Source organism: Longimicrobium sp., assembly GCF_036399255.1.
Taxonomy (GTDB): Bacteria; Gemmatimonadota; Gemmatimonadetes; order Longimicrobiales; family Longimicrobiaceae; genus Longimicrobium.
The window spans coordinates 78356-97019 of sequence record NZ_DASWNM010000067.1 but is presented as its reverse complement, the minus strand read 5'-3'; the positions used below and the strand labels follow the sequence as shown (position 1 = coordinate 97019).

The following is an 18664-nucleotide window of genomic DNA, read 5'->3' as shown; positions in this document are numbered from 1 at the left end:
GCGGGAGTGCGGGAGTGCGGGAGTGCGGGAGTGCGGGAGTGCGGGAGTGCGGGAGTGCGGGAGTGCGGGAGTGCGGGAGTGCGGGAGTGCGGGAGTGCGGCGCCGGACACTCCGTACTCTGCCTCGCTGCAGCAAGACGGCAGGAGGACGCGATGGGAAATCCTCATCACGTCCTCTTCGTTTTCCTACCGCACTCACGCACTACCGCACTCACGCACTTCGTCCCTGTCCACTCCCCGCCGCAGCACTGTACCCGATTTCGGGCACAGCCGCACGTGCTTCGTTCCTGACGGGCTCCGCAAACAGTTGCTGCACAAAAAGATGAAGCAGACGGGCGTCAGTGGCGTCCGTTTTGCTTTTGCGAATCCGGGTTTTCCTTCCGTCGGCTCTCTTTCGGACGGCCTCCATGGCGCGTAGCATCCCCGCCGAATCCATGGCGCTGGACCATTCCCCGTGCGGCGCCATCGTCATCCGGACCCGGATCGCATCATGACTCTTTGGATGAAGATCGCCGCGGGCGTGGCGCTGGCCACGCTGTTCCGCGCGGGCCCCGCCGCCGCGCAGTCCATCGAGGGGCGCGTGACCGAGTCGCTGGCGCAGCAGGCCGTGGCCGGGGCGCAGGTGCAGCTGCTGGACACGGCGGGCGTGTCCGTCGCGGACGTGGTGACGGACTCCGGCGGCGCCTTCATCCTGCGGGCGCCGGAAGCGGGCGAGTACCGGCTGCGGACCGACCGCGTGGGGCTGCGCAGCACCCTGACCCGCGCCGTTCCGCTGGCGGCGGGCGAGACGGTGGCGGTGGAGGTGCGGATGGCGCCCGAGCCGGTGGTGATGGACACCGCCGCCCCCGGCCCCTACCGGCGCCAGGGCATCTACGGTCAGGTGCTGGATGACGAAACCGGCGAGCCGCTTCCCGGCGCGCAGGTGACGCTGCTGGACATGCGTGAGAACCGCGCGGGGAGCGCGCAGGCCGATTCGGCCGGGTGGTTTCACCTGCGCGTGCCGGCGGCGGACGGATACCTGCTGCGGGCGGAGCGCACGGGCTACCAGCGCGCCACCGCCCGCCGCATCACCGTGATGCCCGACGACTCGGTGCGGGTGGAGCTGCGGCTTTCCACCCGCTCGGTGCTGCTGGCGCCGCTGACCGTGGTGGCCGCTTCGCGCCAGGTGCTGCGCGACCACCAGCTGGCCAGCTTCGAGTGGCGGCGCTCGCAGCAGCCCTTTGGCCGCTACATGGGGCCCGAGGACATCGAGCGGATCAACCCGTTCAACGCCTCCGACGCGCTGCAGCAGGTGGCGATGGTGCAGGTGACCAGCGTTCCCGGGTCCACCGACCGCGTGGTCACCCTGCCGCAGCGCGGCCGGGGGCTGGCGGCCGGCGCGCGCTGCGTGCCCAACCTGTACGTCGACGGCCAGCGCACCCGGCTGAGCGAAGGGCTCACGATGGACCAGATGGTCAACGGCAGCAACCTGGCGGCCGTCGAGGTCTACACATCGCCCAACGGCGCCCCCGGCGAGTTTCCCCCCCTGGACAACCCGTTCTGCGGGGTTGTCGTACTCTGGACCCGCATATGACCTGTTCGAGGCCGCGCGCGGCGGTCCTGGCGGCGATCTTCGCCTGCGCGCCCGCGGCGGCGCAGTCCGTCGAGGGGCGCGTGACGGAGTCACAGGCGCAGCAGCCCGTCGCCGGCGCGCAGGTGCAGCTGCTGGACACCGCGGGCGTGTCCGTCGCGAACGTGGTGACCGACTCCAGCGGGTCCTTCAGCCTGCGGGCGCCCGAGGCGGGCGAGTACCGGCTGCGGGCGGACCGCGTGGGGCTGCGCGGCACCCTCACCCGCCCCGTGCCGCTGACGGCGGGCGAGACGGTGGCGGTGGAGGTGCGGATGGCGGCCGATCCGGTGGTGCTGGCGCCCACCGTGGCCGATGCACACCGCCGCCAGGGGATCTACGGGCGGGTGCTGGACGACGAGACGGGCGAGCCGGTCGCCGGCGCCCGGGTCACGCTGATGAACATGCGCGAGCTGCGCGTGGGACGGGCGGAGGCGGACGCGGAGGGATGGTTCAACCTGCGCGTTCCCGGCGCGGGCGGCTACCTGCTGCGGGCGGAGCGGGCCGGCTACCAGCGCGCCACCGCCCGCCGCATCACGTTGATGCCGGACGACACCGTGCAGGTGGAGCTGCGGCTTTCCACCCGGTCGGTGCTGCTGGCGCCGCTGACGGTGGTGGCGGCCTCGCGCCAGGTGATGCGCGACCACCAGCTGGCGGGCTTCGAGTGGCGCCGCGAGCGGCAGCCCTTTGGCCGCTACCTGGGTCCGGAGCAGATCGAGCGGATCAACGCGTTCTACGCCAGCGACGTGCTGCAGCAGGTGCCCATGGTGCAGGTGCAGGCCGGGCCCGAGTCCACGTTCGACCGCATCATCACCCTTCCGGCGCGCGGGCGGGTGTTCGGCGGCGGGGCGCGCTGCGTTCCCAACCTGTACGTGGACGGGCAGCGGATCAGCATGCGGGGGGGATTTCTGCTGGACCAGCTGGTGAACGGCCAGAGCATGGCCGCCGTGGAGGTCTACACGTCCCCGTCCGGCGCTCCCGGCGAGTTTCCCCCGCTGGACGACCCCTACTGCGGCGTGGTGGTGGTCTGGACCCAGGTGCGCTAGCCGGGAGGGATCACGCCGCAGACCGGCTCCAGCAAAAGACGATTCTCACCCAGAGGCCGCAGAGGCCACAGAGAAAAAACTCTGTGGCCTCTGCGGCCTCTGGGTGAGAATGATCTTTGGGGTGACTCGGACGGAGCCCGGGGGAAGCGCGTTTACGGGTTGCCGCGCCCGCGGTTGCCGTTCCCATTCCCGTTGCCACCTCCGTTGCGGCACCGGCCGTTTCCGTTGCCATTGCCGTTCCCGGCGTTGCAGCGGGTCTCGTCGCGGCGGTCCCGGTTCTTGTTGGGCTTGGCGCTGTTGCCGTTTCCGCTGCCGTCGCGCTGGCCCACGCTGGGACGCGCGCTGCCCGGATAGCTCACGGGGCGCCGGTTGCCCTCGGAGCAGGCGGCGGTCGAAAGCGCCACGACGAGCGCCAGCGCGCCCATACGGGGAAAATGCGTCATCGGTCGTCTCCGCGTAGAGTGCGTGCCTGCAGGTGCCACCGTAACAGGCGTTTGTCCGCCTATCCCGCAAGTCACGCGCCGCAAAGGCGATCGGATGCGTCCGCCAGAGCCGGAGGGAGCGGCGCAGTGGACACCGGCGGGGCGGGGGGGTAGTTTCGGGGCTCCCGCACACCCAGTACCGAGCCGCCGGATCAACATGGACGCGCTGAAGCAGAACGACGCCGACATCCACCGCCTGCTGGTGGCCGAGGCCGAACGCCAGGAGCACCAGCTGGAGATGATCGCCTCCGAGAACTTCGTCTCGCAGGCGGTGCTGCAGGCCATGGGCTCCGTGCTCACCAACAAGTACGCCGAAGGCTACCCCGGCAAGCGCTACTACGGCGGCTGCGAGGTGGTGGACGAGGTGGAAAGCCTGGCGCGCGAGCGGCTGCTGCGCCTGTTTGGCGCCGAGCACGCCAACGTGCAGCCCCACAGCGGCGCGCAGGCCAACATGGCCGTGTACTTTGCGCTGATGGAGCCCGGCGACACGCTGCTGGGAATGAACCTGTCCGAGGGCGGCCACCTTACGCACGGCTCGCCGGTCAACTTCAGCGGCCGGCTGTACAACGTGGTCGCCTACGGCGTGCGCCCCGACGACCACCGCATCGACTACGCGGCGCTGCGCGACCAGGCCATGAAGGTGCGGCCCAGGGTGATCGTCGCCGGGGCCAGCGCGTACCCCCGGCAGATCGACTTCGAGACCTTTGGCGAGATCGCGAAGGAGTGCGGGGCGCGGCTGGTGGTGGACATGGCCCACATCGCGGGGCTGGTGGCCACGGGGCATCATCCCAACCCCGTGCCCCATGCGGAGGTGGTGACCAGCACCACGCACAAGACGCTGCGCGGGCCCCGCGGGGGGCTCATCCTCTGCACGGAGGAGCACGCCAAGGCCATCGACAAGCAGATCTTCCCCGGGATCCAGGGCGGGCCGCTGATGCACGTGATCGCGGCCAAGGCGGTGGCGTTCGCCGAGGCGCTGCGGCCGGAGTTCAGCGACTACAGCGGCCGGGTGATCGCCAACGCGCGCGCCCTGGGCGAGGCGCTGGCGGAGCGCGGCTTTACGCTCGTCTCGGGCGGCACGGACAACCACCTGCTGCTGGTGGACCTGCGCAGCAAGGGAGTCACGGGCAAGGTGGCCGAGAAGGCGCTGGACCACGCCGGCATCACCGTCAACAAGAACACGGTGCCGGGCGAGACGGAAAGCCCGTTCGTCACCAGTGGCGTGCGCATCGGCACGCCGGCGCTCACCACGCGCGGCCTGGGCGAGGCCGAGATGCGCGACATCGCCGGCTTCATCGACCGCGTGATCCAGGCCCCCGCCGACGAGGACGTGGCGGACGCGGTGCGCGGCGAAGTGCGCGAGCTGTGCGGGCGGTTTCCGCTGTACGGGGAGTGGGCTCGGACGTAGGGAGAGGGGACAGGTTACAGGGGACAGGTTACAGGGGACAGGTTACAGGGGACAGGGGACAGGGGACAGGTTACAGGGGACAGGTTACAGGGGACAGGTTACAGCGGGCTGTGCTTCGGGCTGCATCGGATTGCGGACGATTCAGGATTCGGCGGCAGGATCGCAAACGGAAGAACGGCCTCGCGGGATGCGGGGCCGTTCTTCGTTGCGTCCACGATCCGCGGAGCTACGACCTGCGGAGTGCGTTGGCGGCGCCGGGGGCGGGCGTGGCGGGGGCCGCGGGCGGCGCTTCGGCTTCGGTGGCGAACATGCGGGTGAAGTCGCGCAGCCATTCGCCACCCACGCGCTCCCGCGCCCTGGCCTCGTCCGCGAGATCGAGCGCCCCGATCTGCTCCGCCGTCTGCGGGCGCGAGGCCTGTTCGGCGAAGCTCGACAGCCTTGCGGCCGTGTCGGTGGTGCGGGGGGCCGCAAACGCCGCCAGCGCGACGGCGAACGCGCCGGCGGGAATCATCCGCCGCGTGGACGGCCGCCAGCCCAGGAACAGCGAGGAAACCGCAAACCCCACCCCCAGCATTCCCAGCCCGCCGCCAAACACGCCGGCGGCCCCCTCGGTGCCGCGGCTGGTGGGCTCGGCACACATCACGCCCAGCAGAAAGATTCCCGCCCCGTACACCCACGTGCCGCGCGGTGAATCCGTTCCATCGGAAGGCCCGGGATGAGAATGCGGGGCCGGCTCCGCATTCCGTGCGGCGGTGGCGACTACGGACGGCGGGTTGGCCGGTGCGTGCTGGCGGATCATGGGATCGGTGTCCGGAACCATGCAGATGCTCTCGAGAGAAAGACGATGGGGCGTGCCGGGTATCATTGGACCTCGCGGGCCTCTCTGGCAATGGGCACGCCACCGTCGACAAAGGTGCGGTCCATTCGGTAAGCCGTGATACACGAAGCACTTGTCAGATGGGGGGCTCCACTCGCGTCCGTGAACGGATAGGGCGAATTGGGACTGTTGCGCCACATCCGGGACATTTTCGGCGGGCGGCTCCGCCGCACCTCCGCGCCTGGCCGGGCGTCCCGGGAGGGTGTCCCGGACGCAAATCTCTCCTGGAACTCCACGGAGTGATGTACGAATGGAGGCGCGGAGGTAAAAAGACAGAAACGGCGGGACCTCCCTGTCTCCCTCTTTTTGCGGCCACCCCCGCACCCCGGGTTTGCTCGGCGCCACCTGCGGGCTGACCGGGGGCGGCGAGCTGTACTGCTGGGGTGGATTCGACGGCGCCGACATCGGCACTCCGCGGCCGCGGCGCGTGTTCGCCAGCCTGGAGGTCGCCTCGTTTGCGCTGGCGCAGGTGATGGCGTCGCGGGAGGACTACCTGTGCGTGGTGGCCAGGGACGGAGCCGCCTGCTGCTGGGCCGGCACCAGCCCTTCGCGCGGCGAAACCGGGGATGGTGGCCCGGCGCGGTACCGGGGAACCGAGCCCGCGCCCACGCGGGTGGCCGGCGCCGACCGGATAGAGTCGGAGGACCAGGATGATGCTTCAGCTCGCTTTCTCTGTCTGACTCTGTTCCTCTGTACGATCATTCTTTTTCAGGATCGGTTATGAGCTGCCTGCTTTCCCGCCGGAAGCAAACGTCGAAGCCGCGGGGCCGGAAGCGGATGACCCCCAGCGAGCGCGCGGCGCCGGGGGCGACGGATTCCACGAGCGTGCGGAAACGGTTACCTTGAAGGCCCTCGGCTCGTTTCCCCTGACGCAATCCATTCCATGATCGCCCGATACGCCCGCCGCGCCGCGGCACTGCTGTGCCTGGTTCTCGCGTCCGCCGCCTGCGACAACCCCTTCGGCTCCGGCGGCAAGAAGACCGAACCGGCCGTGCTGAAGGCGACGCAGATCGCCGCGGGCGAGTACCACGTCTGCGCCCTGGATGCCGATTCCCTCGCCGTGTGCTGGGGCGACGCCCGCTCCGCATCCACCGGCCACGCCTTCGAGGGGCTGGAGAGCTGCGTGGACGGGCTTCCGGTGGGAAGCGAAACCGCGTGCAGCCAGGTGCCGCGCACGGTGGCCGGCGGCCACCGCTACCGCTCCCTCGTGGCGGGCGGCGACGCCACGTGCGGCATTCGCGCCGACGGAACCGCGCTGTGCTGGGGGCCCACCGGGGGCGTGCTGGGCACCTCCGGGGCCGCGTCCTGCTGGCCCGAGGGCCAGCCGTGCAACGTTACCCCCGTGCCGGTGGCGGGCGGTCACCGCTGGGCCAGCCTGGACATTGCCGTGGTCCCCTTCGCCACGTCCATGTACGCGTGCGGCGTGACGGAGGCGGGTGAGGGCTACTGCTGGGGCCGCAACACGCAGAAGCGCCTGGGGACGGGGTCGCACGACGAGGATGCATCGTGGAGTGCGCCCCAGCCGGTGGCCGGCGGGCTGCGCTTTCGAAAGATCGCCGCGGGATGGGTGCACAGCTGCGGGCTTGCCGTGGACGGCGCCGCCTACTGCTGGGGAGGCAACCAGGGGGGACAGCTGGGAACCGCGGCGGCCATGAGCAGCTGCACGGGGTACAACGCCCAGGCGGAGCCCGTTCCCGTTGCCTGCTCGCCGGTTCCCGTGGCGGTGCAGGGCGGCCACACCTTCACCGACGTCAGGGTGAGCATCGGCGCCTCGTGCGGCCTGACCACGGGCGGCGAGCTGTACTGCTGGGGGTACTTCGCCGGAACGGGACGGGGCACGCCCCAGGTCCGCCGCGTCTTTCCCGGGCTGCGCCTGCAGTCGTTCGCGATGGGGAACCCGGGGCTCGCCGGGATCAACGCCGACTACCTGTGCGGAGTGGCCCAGGACGGCGCCGCGTACTGCTGGGCCGGCTCCTTTCCTGCCTACGGGCAGAACGGGGACGGGATCCCGGGGCAGCCGCCGCGCGGGTCCGAGCCCACCCCCGCGAGGGTCACGGGCACGGCGCGGTACACCCGGCTCGCGCTCACCACCGAGAGTGCCTGCGGCATCACCACAGAGGGCTCCGTCAACTGCTGGGGCCGCAGCATGTACGGCTCGCTGGGTCGGCCGGCCGGCAATGGCACCGGCCATCCCACCCCGGCGCCGGTGGACCCGGTGAAGGAGTAGCAGGCGCCCGGCGCCCACCGTGGCCGCGGCGCACGGGCCCCTCCGCGACGAGTGGCCCGGCGTGTTTCCACCCCGCCGGACCCCCGTGCGGCGAACCGCCGGGCGGCTGCGGTGTATGCGCACGGTCTTGCCCCCGACCGGACAAAACGCAGTGCCTGCCATGAAGCGAGCATACATCGAAACCTACGGCTGCCAGATGAACATCAGCGACAGCGAGCTGATGGCCGGCATCCTGGCGGAGCAGGGGTTCGTCGCCACCGACAAGCCCGACGACGCCGACGTCATCCTGGTGAACACCTGCGCCATTCGCGACCACGCGGAGCAGCGCGTGATTGGCCGCGTGGGGCAGCTGCAGCAGTACCGCCGCGAGGGCGCGCTCATCGGCGTGACCGGGTGCATGGCGCAGCGCATGGGCGAAAGCCTGCTGGGCCGCGCCGGCGGCGTGGACCTGGTGATGGGGCCCGACGCCTACCGCCAGCTGCCGGACAAGCTGGCCGAGGTGGGGGCGAAGCGCACCCCGCGCCCGGCGCTGCCGCTGGCCTTTGGCACGCACGCGCCGCAGCAGCCGCGGGGGCTCACCGTGCTGGGCTTCGACCCGCACGAGAACTACGAGGGGGTGGCGGCAAAGCGCATCTCGGCGGTGAGCGCGTGGGTGCCCATCCAGCGCGGGTGCAACTACCGCTGCACCTACTGCATCGTCCCCTACGTGCGCGGCGACGAAAAGAACCGCGACCCGCTCGCCATCCTGGACGAGGTGCGGGCGCTGGCGCGGGACGGCGTGCCCGAGGTGACGCTGCTGGGGCAGACGGTGAACTCGTACGAGCACGGCGGGTGGAACTTTCCCCGTCTGCTGCGCGAGGTGGCGCGGGTGGACGGAATTCGCCGGGTGCGCTTCACCTCTCCCCATCCCAACGACTTTACCCGCGCGCTGGTGGAGGTGATGGCCACCGAGCCCGCCGTCTGCAAGCAGCTGCACCTGCCCGTGCAGAGCGGCCACAACCGCACGCTCAAGCGCATGCTGCGGCGCTACACGGTCGAGGAGTACCTGGAGAAGATCGAATGGGTGCGCGAGGCCATGCCCCACATCGCGCTCTCCACCGACGTCATCGTGGCCTTTCCGGGCGAGACGGACGAGGAGTACGAAGGAACGCTGCAGCTGATGCGCACGGTGCGCTACGACGACGCGTTCCTGTACAAGTACAGCGAGCGCGACGGCACCCCGGCCACCCGCCTGCCGCGCGACCAGTTCGTGCCGGACGAGGTGGGCCAGGCGCGGCTGGAGCGCCTGATCGAGACGCACCGCGCCATCCAGGCCCAGATCTACGCCTCGGAGGTGGGGCGCGTAGAGGAGGTGCTGGTGGAGAAGGAAGGGCGCCGGGGCGGCCTGCAGGGGCGCACCGAGGGGAACAAGGTGGTCACCTTCGAGGGGCCGGCGGAGCTGATCGGCAGCTTTGCCGAGGTGCGGCTGGAGTCCACCAGCGGCGCCACCTTTTCGGGTGAGCTGTTCCACGCGCTGGCGGCGGCATGACGGCACCCCGCTGGCTTCCCGCCGCCGCGGTGACGGTCTTTGCGGCGGCGCTCGCGTGGTTCAACCGCGGCGAGCGGGTGGCGCTGGACGTGGGGATCGCCACGTTCTACCGGGCGCCGCTGACGGTGGTGCTGTTCCTGGCCTTTCTGGCGGGGATGCTGTCGATGCTGCTGTTGAGCCTGCGGCAGGACCGGCGCCTGCGCGACGAGCTGCGCGCCCGCGGCATCCTGGACCTGCCCGCGCCCCCCGCCGCCGCCGCGCCGGCCGAGCCCGAGTGGCAGCGGCCGCAGCAGGCGCCCGAGCGCCCCGAACCCGCGGCGGCGGACGACCGCACCGACATCTACGTGCGATACGACGAAGACCCTGCCGCCTGAAGCGGTCCGGGCCTGCCCGCCAAAGGCCGCGCTCCCTCTTTCAAAGGGGGCGCGGCCTTTTTCTTTGTCGGCGGGAGCGCGCCTATTCCCAGCCGAAGCGGTGACTTCCTGAGGGAGCGTACCACGCGTAACCAGAAGCCACACGACCGCCTGCGCGCGACCGAAGGATCTCGTCCGCCTTCGCGAAGGACTGTCCTCCGGCCTCGGCAGCCGGCCCCTCGGTTCTGCCGGCGAGATCCTTCGGTCGGCGCCAAAAGTCCATCGTACCCGCAGGTTGCGTAGCGGCGCCTCCCTCAGGAAGTCAATCGCAGGGCGAGGGTTGGCAACACGCTCTGAGAGTGTGTTCAAGAATCCGCTGCGGTCGCGCCGGTCTGTCATTTCGAAGGAGGCGCCACACCGCACCATCGACTCGCACGAAATCCGGCGCGCCGACTGAGAAATCTACTGTCTGCTGCTGGTGCCCCGCCGCACCGCTCCGGCACTGGCCCTGTCCGGCTGCATCCCCGCCGGAGACGAGGCGCTCCGGCGGGCCTGGCGGGCCGCTCCCCCCGGAGCGGCCCGTCTCCGTTCCTGGATGTGCTCTCCTCTTGTCGGAAAAAGGAAATTCTGGCAGATTCATGCTCCGCCCGAACTCCAGAGCACCTCACCGACCGGAGCCAGGAATGAACAAGTTCAAGCTGAAGGCCGAGAACCTGATGGTGGAGTCGTTCCACACCATCGCGGAGCCCGGGGAGTCCCGTGAAACCGTAAAGGATCCGCAGTACTGCATCTGCTTTGCGCCGCCCTGCATCTGCACGGCGGGCCCGGACTGCACCGGCGCGCCCCCGGCGTAAGGGCCGCGGCCGCACCGAAGCAAGCATCCGTTTTCACCGCCACGGCAAAAGACCGTCTCACGCAGAGGAAGCAGAGGAAACAGAGTGGTTTCCTCCGCTTCCTCTGCTTCCTCGCGTGAGTCAAGATCTTTTGCCTTTCGGGATCATCTGCATCCACTGAGACGCCAACGGGCGCAAATCCTGCGTCAACCCATGGCAACCATTTCAAGCCGTCTCCTGCATCAAACGAACGTCGTCAGGCACGCCTCGGCCCCGTCATTTTCCGAGGGCGTGGACACGCTCGGGCTGCTGCCCATCCGGGTATCCTGGACGCGGGGGCCTGCCGCACCCGTGGGATCTGCACGCTGGTTTCGATGATGAAGGATGGTGGCGGGGTGCGCGTGCGGCGATCCGCCGTGCACCCGCATGGCGGGCCGGACCGCACCGGCCCGGCTTCGGGGTGAGCCGGTTGGCCTACACCCTTCTTCTTCTCACCGCATCACGGAGGACGGGATGAACAAGCTCAAGCTGCAGCTGGAAGACCTGATGGTGGACAGCTTCGACACCACCACGCCGGCGAAGTTGAAGGGGACGGTGTTCGGCGAGCAGTGCACCTGCTACACCCAGTGCACGTGTCCGGGCTGCCCCACCTGCTACGCCAGCTGTAATGGCAGCTGCGACGCCAGCTGCAACGGCACCTGCGGAGCCACCTGCGATGCCTCGTGCTATGGCAGTTGCGACTACAGCTGTGACTGCACGTACGAGGCATCGTGCAACGGCCAGACCTGTCCCACGGCGCAGAGTCCCATGCATTTCTGCGTCGATTGCCAGCCCGTGTAATGGGCGGTGGCGTTCCCGCTGTCCGCGCCCGCTGCACGGCGCCCGGGGGTAGCGGCCGCCAGTCCTGATCGCCGTCTGACACGCATGAATACCGGCCGCCGCGCTCCCCAGCGCGGCGGCCGGTCCGCCCTCTATGCATACATCCAGGCCTCTCCGCGGTGCCGCTTCCGCCGGCCCGAGAAGGCTCTGCGGCGAAATGTTTTCTTCGGCGGGGAACGCGAACAACCGAATGCTCTCGATGCGTCGTTGCGTTTGACGACAAACGGGCCGTCACGGGACGGCCCATTTTGCGTGTCGATGGCATGGCTCGGCAAAAAGTGGCAGAGATGACTGGTTCTGAACGTTCCGGGTGTAGACTCGATGCACACCCGGTGCTCGTCATCGCATTACCGGAAGGCCGCGTTGAGGAACTGGTGCTGCGCGTGAAGGAGGGTGCGGTGGAGTCGATCCATGAGGACGCCTCCTGCTGCGCCGCCCGTCTGCTGAGCTGCTGTAAAGGCCACGTGACCACCTTCGGCACCGGACGCCGAGAGCCTGAAGATGGAATCGTGATCGACACCATCCCGATCTCACGGACCGGCGCGGAATCGTGAAAGGGTGCTGGCGGGCTGCATCTGCCTGGGTGTCGCCGTGTATCTGCGCGGCCGGGCCGACTGCACCGCCATGGAGTAATCGCAGTGTTCCGGGCGCGGGCGACCGCCCTGCGCCCGGATCGTACGCCGGCGTGGAGTACGCTGGCGGATCCGTTCCCCATCCCTTGAGGAGGACCCATGCAAAAGCTCAAGCTGCAGCTGGACGACCTGCGGGTAGACACCTTCGAGACGAACGCGGCGCGCAAGGAGAAGGGAACCGTGTTCGGCGAGCAGTGCACCTGCTATACGCAGTGCGACACGTGCTACCAGTCGTGCGAGGAGACCTGCGGCTACAACTGCGTGTCTCTGCACACCTGCGACTACCAGACGTGTCCCGGCTTCGCGACCGTGCGCGAAGGGGAGCGGTTCTGCATCTATTGCTGAGCCGCGGGCCGGGGACGGCATCGAAGGTGCCGCCCCGCTGACGTCTCCCGCCGTGCACGCCGTGCGGAAAACAGCGGCGCCGTTCCCCTGGGGACGGCGCCGTTTTCATGGCCCGGCCGCGGGGCGACCCCGGCCCGGCTGTCATAGGGGGTTGCTCCTGTGTATCGCTCCGTTGCAGCACTCCGATGCACCGCCGGTGGCGTGGTGAATCACAAGTCATTGGAAAACAATGAGATGAAGTTTTGCGGGCGTCTGGTCCACCGGTTGCCCCGTCCCGGGGTGCCCGGCGCGTGAACGAACACAAGAGCTTCGCCGGGAAGTTCCTTCAGCAGACCACCCCCATTACCCCCGGAGGCATCATGAGCACCACGGACACCACCACCGCCGTACCCGCCCTGAAGCTGTTCGCCGACGCGCAGCCGGGCTCGCCCGTCAGCGTGGGCACCGTCAACTTCAGGGTGAGCCCGCCCCAGGCCACGGGGCTGAGCATTCTGCGCAACGACGGCACCTTCGTGAACGACCACGAGATCCTGGGCAACAACCAGGCGGTCAGCGTGGGCTTCGACCTGGCCGAGCCGCTTCCCCGCAGCCTGTCGGTGCGGCTGGTGGGGCTGGTTTCGCGCCTGGGCTCGCAGGACGGCTACTCGCCCATCAGCCTGTCGGTGAACGGGCAGACCATCGTGTCGCACTACACCGTTCCCGGCGGCGGCTACAATCCCACCGAGGTGTCGTTTCCGGTGCCGGTGGAGCTGCTGCAGGCGGGGCGCAACAGCTACACGGTGCAGGTGGGCTCCGACGCCCAGAGCTACTTCTGGCTGTACGAGATGGGCGTGACGGTGAGCCCGTACACCCGGGTGATGTCGGCCGACATGACCAAGGACCCGCCGGTCACCACGGGAATGGCCATCACCGCCAACCAGGGCGGCTTTCAGAACGACCACTGGCGCTACGGCAACAACCAGCAGCTGGCCGTGAGCTTCGACCTGCAGTACGTGGGCGCGCCGCGCGACCAGGTGCTGCTGTCGGTGACCGGGCTGGTGTCGCGCAACGGCGGCCAGGACGGCTTCTCGCCCATCACCATCACCGTGAACGGGCAGACGCTGGCGGCCAACGTCACGGTGTCGGGCGGCGGCTACAACCCGGAGCAGGCGGTGTTCGTGGTGCCCACCTCCATGCTGCGCCCCGGCAGCAACAGCGCGGCCATCCAGGTGGCGGCCAACGCGCAGACGTACTTCTGGCTGTACCGGCTGGACGTGACGGAGCTGGCGTTCTTCAACCTGGTGGGCACGGCGGACGTGTCGGTGTACCCGGCCACGGCCACGGGCGTGCAGATCACGCAGAACGACGGCTGGTTCCAGGACGACCACCTGCGCATCGGCAACAACGGGCGCTTCACGGTGTCGTTCCCGCTGTCGGCCCCCACGCCGCTGCTGATCGACTTCGTGGGGCTGGTGTCGCGCAACGGCAGCCAGGACGGCTACTCGCCGGTCACGCTGTCCATCAACGGGCAGACCATCGCCAGCAACTACACGGTGCCCGGCGGCGGCTACGACTACCAGCCCAGCTGGTTCTACGTGGCCCGCGAGAGCACGCAGGCGGGGCAGAACAGCGTGACCATCCAGGTGGCCGCCGACGCGCAGACCTACTTCTGGCTGCGCAGCCAGACGGTCTTCAGCATCTGACCGCCGTCCGGCACGCCTTGAAGGCCGGCCGCCGCGCTCCCCAGCGCGGCGGCCGGTCCGTTTTTCCGCGCATACGCCCGGCCTCTCCGCCGCGGTGTCGCAGCCGCCGGCCCCAGCAAGGCTCTGCGGGAATGGGCCGTCCAACGTAATGCGGGGATCGCACCGCTCTCGCAGAGTCGTTGCGTTTCGCGTCATTGAATGCTACCTCTGTCGCGAAGCCGTTTCGGGGGTGCTCGCGTTTCACTGCGGTGGCAGCTCAGGGAGCATTCGTGCGCGGATCCACGCGACCGGCTTCGCATTGGCATCCATCCATCCATTCACCACAGGAGAGGGCCACATGCGGAAGCTCAAGCTGCAACTCGACGAGCTGAACATCGATAGCTTCGACACCACGGCGCCGCAGAAGGCGAAGGGTACGGTCTTCGGCGAGCAGTGCACGTGCTATACGCAGTGCACGTGTCCCGGCTGCCCCACCTGCGACGCGAGTTGCAACGGCACCTGCGAGGCTGATATAGGCTGCGGCCCCACGTGCAACGCCTCGTGCCGGGCCTCGTGCGTCGACAATACCTGCGCTATCGATTACGGTACCTGCGGTCTATCGTGCCCCGGCACTTGCTATGACACGTGCATGTGCCTCGGCCCTAGGACTTACTACTGCTGACAGTACCATTGTCACGAGCCCGAGATCGCGGCTGAAGAGATGGCGTAGCGGATAGCTCGCCGTTCTCCGGAGGAGGTCGGTACTTACTACTGCTGATGGCACGCGGCAGGACGCGTCGCGGATCGCGCGAGTCAGGATGACTCTCTGATCGCGTAACCCGCTGCGGGATTTCGGCTCTGGATAAACCTGTCCACGCGGTGGCGGGTCGCGGCTACACATTCGGCGCGAGGACGCGTTAGACTGAGAGCTTCCGCACTCTCGTCCACCCGAGCCCCGGACGCGTGACGCAGCTGGCACTCCCGCTCGTATCGGCCTTTCTGGCGTTCGTTGCGGGGCTGCTCTTCGGATTGCGCGTGGATTGGGTCACAGGCGGCACTGCCCTCGCGGCGGTGCCGCTTCTGCTTGCGCCGTGGCTGCACCGCAGGCTGATCGGCGAGCGAATCCGTGCCGATTCCGTCCGCCTGCTGCTGCTGGGGGCGATGGCGGCGGCGGGCGCGGGGCACGGCGCCGGGGCCCGCGTCCGCGCCGAAGGGGACTGCCGCGTGCACTTCGCGGAGGGCACGGAGCTGACGGTTCGCGGCGCGCTGGGCGCCAACTGGAATCCGCCCGCGGATCCCAGGGCGCGGCGGCCGCTGCTGCCGGTGGACGCGTCGTCCGTCATGACGGCGGGGCAGGGGATCGCGGGATGCGCGGGCGGCGTGCGCGTGCGCCTGCCGCGGGGCTCCGACACGGCCCTGGCGGGGACGGAGCTGGTGCTGCGGGGACGATGGCGGACGCTGCCGCGGCCCGTGCTGGGGAGCGGCTGGCCGCGCGATCCCGGCTTCACCGGATACGTGTCGGTGGATTCGATGCAGGTGGCGGCGAAGCCCGGCTACCGTGCGCACCCGCTGCTGACCACGCGCGGGCGGACGGAGCGGCAGCTGCACCGGCTGATGGGGCGCCACGGACCGCTGGCGGACGCGCTGCTGCTGGGCCGCCGCGAGACGCTGGACCGAGAGCTCAGCGACCGCTTTGCGCAGACGGGGCTGGTGCACCTGCTGGCCATCAGCGGGACGCACGTGGCGCTGATGGGCGCCGTGTTCGTGCTGATCGGGCGGATGCTGCGGCTGTCACGCGACCGGGTGGCGTGGCTGACCATCGTCCTCATCACCCTGTACCTGGCCGTGATCGGCGCGCCGCCGTCCGCCATGCGCTCGGGGATCATGCTGGCGCTGGCGCTGATCGCCACGGTGCTGCAGCGGCCCTCCGCCACGCTCCCCATCGTCGCCGCGGCGGCGCTGGCGATCCTGGCCGTGCAGCCCATGGCGGCGCTGGACGTGGGCTTTCAGCTGTCGTTCGCCGGCGTGCTGGGGATCATCCTGCTGCGCGGGGCGATGCTGGAGCGCGTGCCCAAGGCCCTGCGGACGCACCCCGCCGCGCGCTGGCTGACGGAATCGGCCGTGGTGAGCATCGCCGCGTTCGTGACCACGGCGCCGATCGTGGCGCACCACTTCGGGCAGGTGGCGCCGGTGTCGATCATCGCCAACCTTCCCGCCATTCCGCTGACCAGCCTGGCGCTGGTCGGCATCGGCGCGGCGGCGGCGACGGAGCCGGTGGCGCCGCCGCTGGCGCACCTGCTGGCGGACGGGGCGGGGCTGGCGCTGGACCTGCTGAACGCCGTCGTGGACGTGGCGATCCGCGTTCCCGGAGGGCACGCGGCGGTGGCGCGGCCGCGGTGGTGGGCGTGGGCCGCCACGGCCGTGGTCTTTCTCCTGGTCCTGGACGCCGCCGGGCGGATGCGCGACCGGGTGCGCTGGGCGGTGGCGGGGATGTGCGCCGCGGCGGCGTTCCTGCTGCTGCCGCTGGCCGGTTCGGCGGGGGCCGGGCTGGAGATCGCCTTCATCGACGTGGGGCAGGGGGACGCCGTCGCGCTGCGGACGCCGGGGGGGCGGTGGATCCTGGTGGACGCGGGGGAGCGCGACGACGGGTGGGACGCCGGCGAGCGGCGCGTGCTCCCGTTCCTCCGCGCCCGCGGGGCAACGCGCGTCGAGGCGCTGGTGCTCACCCATCCCCACGCGGACCACGTGGGCGGCGCGGCGGCGGTGATGCGCGCGGTGCCGGTGGGGCGGGTGATCGACCCCGGGATGCCGATGGGGACGCCGGTGTACCTGGAGACGCTTCGTGTAGCAGCGGAGCGGGGAATCGAGTGGAATGCGGCCCGTCAGGACCGCAAGTTGCAAATCGACGGCGTGGAACTGCTGTTCCTGTGGCCCACCGTGGACGCTCTTGACGCCCCCGCCGATCCTAACGAAATTAGCGCGGTGGTACTGGTGCGCTATGGCGGCTTTTCCGCGCTGCTGACGGGCGACGCGCCGTCGGAGGTGGAGGCGCGGCTGGCCGCCCGCTACGGCGCCGCCCTGCGGGCCGACGTGCTGAAGGCCGGGCACCACGGAAGCCGCACCGCGTCGTCCGGCGCGTTCCTGGACACGGTGGATCCCGACCTGGCCGTCGTCAGCGCCGGGGTGCGCAACGACTACGGCCACCCGCACGCCGAGGTGCTGGCGCGGCTGGGGGCGCGGGGGATCCCGGTGGCGCGGACGGACCAGGAGGGGACGGTGCGCATCGACGTGGAGCCGGGGGGAGCCCAGTGGCACAGGGTGGAGCCGTGAGCCTGCTGGCCGCGCTGGCGGACCGCGTGCTGGGCGCGCGCATTCCCGACGACGAGCTGCCGCACCCGGTGCCGCCGGGGGTGGTGGTGCGGCGCAGCCGGCTGATCCCGGCCCTCGGCGGGGTGTTCATGGGCGGCAGCCGCCGTCCGGCCGGCGCGGTGACGCTGGGGCACACCATTCTGTGCAACGAGGGCCAGACGCTGACGGACGACCTGCTGGTGCACGAGCTGGTGCACGTGGAGCAGTGGGAGAAGGACCCGCTTTTTGCGCTGAAGTACTGCGCGGAGTGGTTCAGGCACGGGTATCGGCAGAACCCGTACGAGCAGGACGCATACGCGCGGCAGCGGGAGTACGCCGCCCGAAAACACCAATCCGTACCCCCGAGGCCATTGTGAGCCAGAGGTCCGTCGTTACCATCGAGCGGCACATCATCGAGGCGGAGCGCCAGTTTCCCGAGGCAACGGGCGCGTTCTCCAACATCATGTACGACATCGCCTTCGCGGCCAAGATGATTGCCCGGGAGGTGCGCCGCGCCGGGCTGGCCGACGTGCTGGGCTACACCGGCGAAGTGAACGTGCAGGGCGAAGAGGTCAAGAAGCTGGACGAGTTCGCCCACGAGGTGATCTTCAAGGCGCTGGACCACACGGGGCACCTGTGCGGCATGGCGTCGGAAGAGGTCGAGGACTTCATCCCCATCCCCGACCGCTTTCCCACGGGCAAGTACTGCGTGCTCTTCGACCCGCTGGACGGGTCGTCGAACATCGAGGCCAACGTGTCGGTGGGCACCATCTTCAGCGTGCACCGCAAGATCAGCGACCACGAGCGCGGCTGCGCCGAAGACTGCCTGCAGCCGGGCTACAAGCAGGTGGCGGCGGGGTACGTGGTGTACGGCTCGTCGACCATGCTGGTGTACACCACCGGCAACGGGGTGCACGGCTTTACGCTGGAGCCGTCCATCGGCGAGTTCCTGCTTTCGCACCCCAACATCCGCATCCCCGAAAAAGGGCAGCGCATCTACAGCGTCAACGAGGGCAACTACAACAAGTGGTCGCCCGAGCAGCGCGCGCTGGTGGACCACCTGAAGGGCGCCGACGGGCAGAACCCCAGGCCGTTCAGCGCGCGCTACATCGGGTCGCTGGTGGCTGACTTTCACCGCAACCTGCTGTACGGCGGCTTCTTCATGTACCCGGCCGACCACAAGAACCGCAACGGCAAGCTGCGGCTGCTGTACGAGGCGGCGCCGCTGGCCATGATCGCCGAGCAGGCGGGCGGCCGCGCGTCGGACGGCTTCCGCAAGATCAACGACATCGTCCCCGATTCGCTGCACCAGCGCACGCCGCTGTACATCGGCACGCGCGAGCACGTGGAGTTGGCGGAGCAGTTCCTGGCCGGCGGACGGGTGGGGGCGGAGGCGCTGTCGATCGAGGCGGTGGCGGCGGGGGTGTAGGTGAACGGGTG

Annotated in this window: 17 protein-coding genes; 15 read left to right on the top strand and 2 right to left on the bottom strand. The window is 69.8% G+C overall.

Features of this window, described 5'->3' with window-relative positions; genetic code table 11:
- The first annotated feature begins 489 nt into the window (after nt 1-489).
- Nucleotides 490-1572 (top strand): carboxypeptidase-like regulatory domain-containing protein, encoded by a 1083-nt coding sequence (locus VGC13_RS10400; RefSeq protein WP_331125184.1) that lies wholly within the window; start codon nt 490-492, stop codon nt 1570-1572.
- Nucleotides 1569-2651: a carboxypeptidase-like regulatory domain-containing protein gene (locus VGC13_RS10395; protein WP_331125183.1), complete on the top strand. Its 1083-nt coding sequence runs from the start codon at nt 1569-1571 to the stop codon at nt 2649-2651. Before VGC13_RS10400 ends, VGC13_RS10395 begins: the two co-directional genes overlap by 4 nt.
- Nucleotides 2652-2803: 152 nt before the next feature.
- Here the strand turns inward: VGC13_RS10395 and VGC13_RS10390 are convergent, their stop codons facing one another.
- Nucleotides 2804-3094, bottom strand: coding sequence for a hypothetical protein (locus tag VGC13_RS10390; RefSeq protein ID WP_331125182.1), 291 nt, complete (start codon nt 3092-3094; stop codon nt 2804-2806).
- Nucleotides 3095-3290: 196 nt separating this feature from the next.
- Here VGC13_RS10390 and glyA point away from each other — a divergent pair, with 196 nt between their 5' ends.
- A complete protein-coding gene (gene glyA / locus VGC13_RS10385) occupies nt 3291-4541 on the top strand; it encodes a serine hydroxymethyltransferase (protein ID WP_331125181.1) in 1251 nt (416 codons plus the stop codon).
- A gap of 226 nt (nt 4542-4767) precedes the next feature.
- Here glyA and VGC13_RS10380 read toward each other — a convergent pair whose 3' ends face one another.
- Complete coding sequence (locus VGC13_RS10380) at nt 4768-5214, bottom strand: hypothetical protein (protein ID WP_331125180.1); 447 nt, start codon at nt 5212-5214, stop codon at nt 4768-4770.
- A 535-nt stretch (nt 5215-5749) separates the two neighbouring features.
- On the opposite strand from VGC13_RS10380, the gene VGC13_RS10375 reads away from it, so the two are divergent.
- The 12 genes from VGC13_RS10375 to fbp all read left to right on the top strand — a co-directional run bounded on the left by VGC13_RS10375 (nt 5750) and on the right by fbp (nt 18653).
- Complete coding sequence (locus VGC13_RS10375; RefSeq protein ID WP_331125179.1) at nt 5750-6142, top strand: hypothetical protein; 393 nt, start codon at nt 5750-5752, stop codon at nt 6140-6142.
- Between the two features lie 159 nt (nt 6143-6301).
- Complete coding sequence (locus VGC13_RS10370) at nt 6302-7645, top strand: hypothetical protein (protein WP_331125178.1); 1344 nt, start codon at nt 6302-6304, stop codon at nt 7643-7645.
- A 160-nt stretch (nt 7646-7805) separates the two neighbouring features.
- On the top strand, nt 7806-9173 hold the full coding sequence (gene miaB / locus VGC13_RS10365; RefSeq protein WP_331125177.1) for a tRNA (N6-isopentenyl adenosine(37)-C2)-methylthiotransferase MiaB: 1368 nt from the start codon (nt 7806-7808) through the stop codon (nt 9171-9173).
- Complete coding sequence (locus VGC13_RS10360; RefSeq protein ID WP_331125176.1) at nt 9170-9547, top strand: hypothetical protein; 378 nt, start codon at nt 9170-9172, stop codon at nt 9545-9547. The genes miaB and VGC13_RS10360 overlap by 4 nt, the downstream gene beginning before the upstream one ends.
- 662 nt (nt 9548-10209) lie before the next feature.
- The gene (locus VGC13_RS10355; RefSeq protein ID WP_331125175.1) at nt 10210-10380 is read left to right on the top strand and encodes a hypothetical protein; all 171 of its coding nucleotides are present in this window, start codon (nt 10210-10212) and stop codon (nt 10378-10380) included.
- 492 nt (nt 10381-10872) lie between these two features.
- The gene (locus tag VGC13_RS10350) at nt 10873-11199 is read left to right on the top strand and encodes a hypothetical protein (protein WP_331125174.1); all 327 of its coding nucleotides are present in this window, start codon (nt 10873-10875) and stop codon (nt 11197-11199) included.
- A 371-nt stretch (nt 11200-11570) separates the two neighbouring features.
- The gene (locus VGC13_RS10345) at nt 11571-11792 is read left to right on the top strand and encodes a hypothetical protein (RefSeq protein ID WP_331125173.1); all 222 of its coding nucleotides are present in this window, start codon (nt 11571-11573) and stop codon (nt 11790-11792) included.
- Between the two features lie 177 nt (nt 11793-11969).
- A complete protein-coding gene (locus tag VGC13_RS10340) occupies nt 11970-12215 on the top strand; it encodes a hypothetical protein (RefSeq protein ID WP_331125172.1) in 246 nt (81 codons plus the stop codon).
- Between the two features lie 359 nt (nt 12216-12574).
- Complete coding sequence (locus tag VGC13_RS10335) at nt 12575-13897, top strand: hypothetical protein (protein ID WP_331125171.1); 1323 nt, start codon at nt 12575-12577, stop codon at nt 13895-13897.
- Nucleotides 13898-14839: 942 nt separating this feature from the next.
- A complete protein-coding gene (locus VGC13_RS10330; protein ID WP_331125170.1) occupies nt 14840-17206 on the top strand; it encodes a DNA internalization-related competence protein ComEC/Rec2 in 2367 nt (788 codons plus the stop codon).
- Nucleotides 17203-17601 (top strand): hypothetical protein, encoded by a 399-nt coding sequence (locus tag VGC13_RS10325; RefSeq protein WP_331125169.1) that lies wholly within the window; start codon nt 17203-17205, stop codon nt 17599-17601. Before VGC13_RS10330 ends, VGC13_RS10325 begins: the two co-directional genes overlap by 4 nt.
- On the top strand, nt 17598-18653 hold the full coding sequence (fbp, locus tag VGC13_RS10320) for a class 1 fructose-bisphosphatase (protein WP_331125168.1): 1056 nt from the start codon (nt 17598-17600) through the stop codon (nt 18651-18653). The genes VGC13_RS10325 and fbp overlap by 4 nt, the downstream gene beginning before the upstream one ends.
- Nucleotides 18654-18664: the final 11 nt, after the last annotated feature.

Bases quoted from the DNA above. Each gene is read 5' to 3' on its own strand.
- VGC13_RS10395 (WP_331125183.1), top strand. From the start codon at position 1,569: ATGACCTGTTCGAGGCCGCGCGCGGCGGTCCTGGCGGCGATCTTCGCC.
- VGC13_RS10360 (WP_331125176.1), top strand. From the start codon at position 9,170: ATGACGGCACCCCGCTGGCTTCCCGCCGCCGCGGTGACGGTCTTTGCG.
- VGC13_RS10355 (WP_331125175.1), top strand. From the start codon at position 10,210: ATGAACAAGTTCAAGCTGAAGGCCGAGAACCTGATGGTGGAGTCGTTC.
- VGC13_RS10370 (WP_331125178.1), top strand. From the start codon at position 6,302: ATGATCGCCCGATACGCCCGCCGCGCCGCGGCACTGCTGTGCCTGGTT.
- VGC13_RS10350 (WP_331125174.1), top strand. From the start codon at position 10,873: ATGAACAAGCTCAAGCTGCAGCTGGAAGACCTGATGGTGGACAGCTTC.
- glyA (WP_331125181.1), top strand. From the start codon at position 3,291: ATGGACGCGCTGAAGCAGAACGACGCCGACATCCACCGCCTGCTGGTG.
- miaB (WP_331125177.1), top strand. From the start codon at position 7,806: ATGAAGCGAGCATACATCGAAACCTACGGCTGCCAGATGAACATCAGC.
- VGC13_RS10340 (WP_331125172.1), top strand. From the start codon at position 11,970: ATGCAAAAGCTCAAGCTGCAGCTGGACGACCTGCGGGTAGACACCTTC.
- VGC13_RS10400 (WP_331125184.1), top strand. From the start codon at position 490: ATGACTCTTTGGATGAAGATCGCCGCGGGCGTGGCGCTGGCCACGCTG.
- VGC13_RS10390 (WP_331125182.1), bottom strand. From the start codon at position 3,094: ATGACGCATTTTCCCCGTATGGGCGCGCTGGCGCTCGTCGTGGCGCTT.
- VGC13_RS10335 (WP_331125171.1), top strand. From the start codon at position 12,575: ATGAGCACCACGGACACCACCACCGCCGTACCCGCCCTGAAGCTGTTC.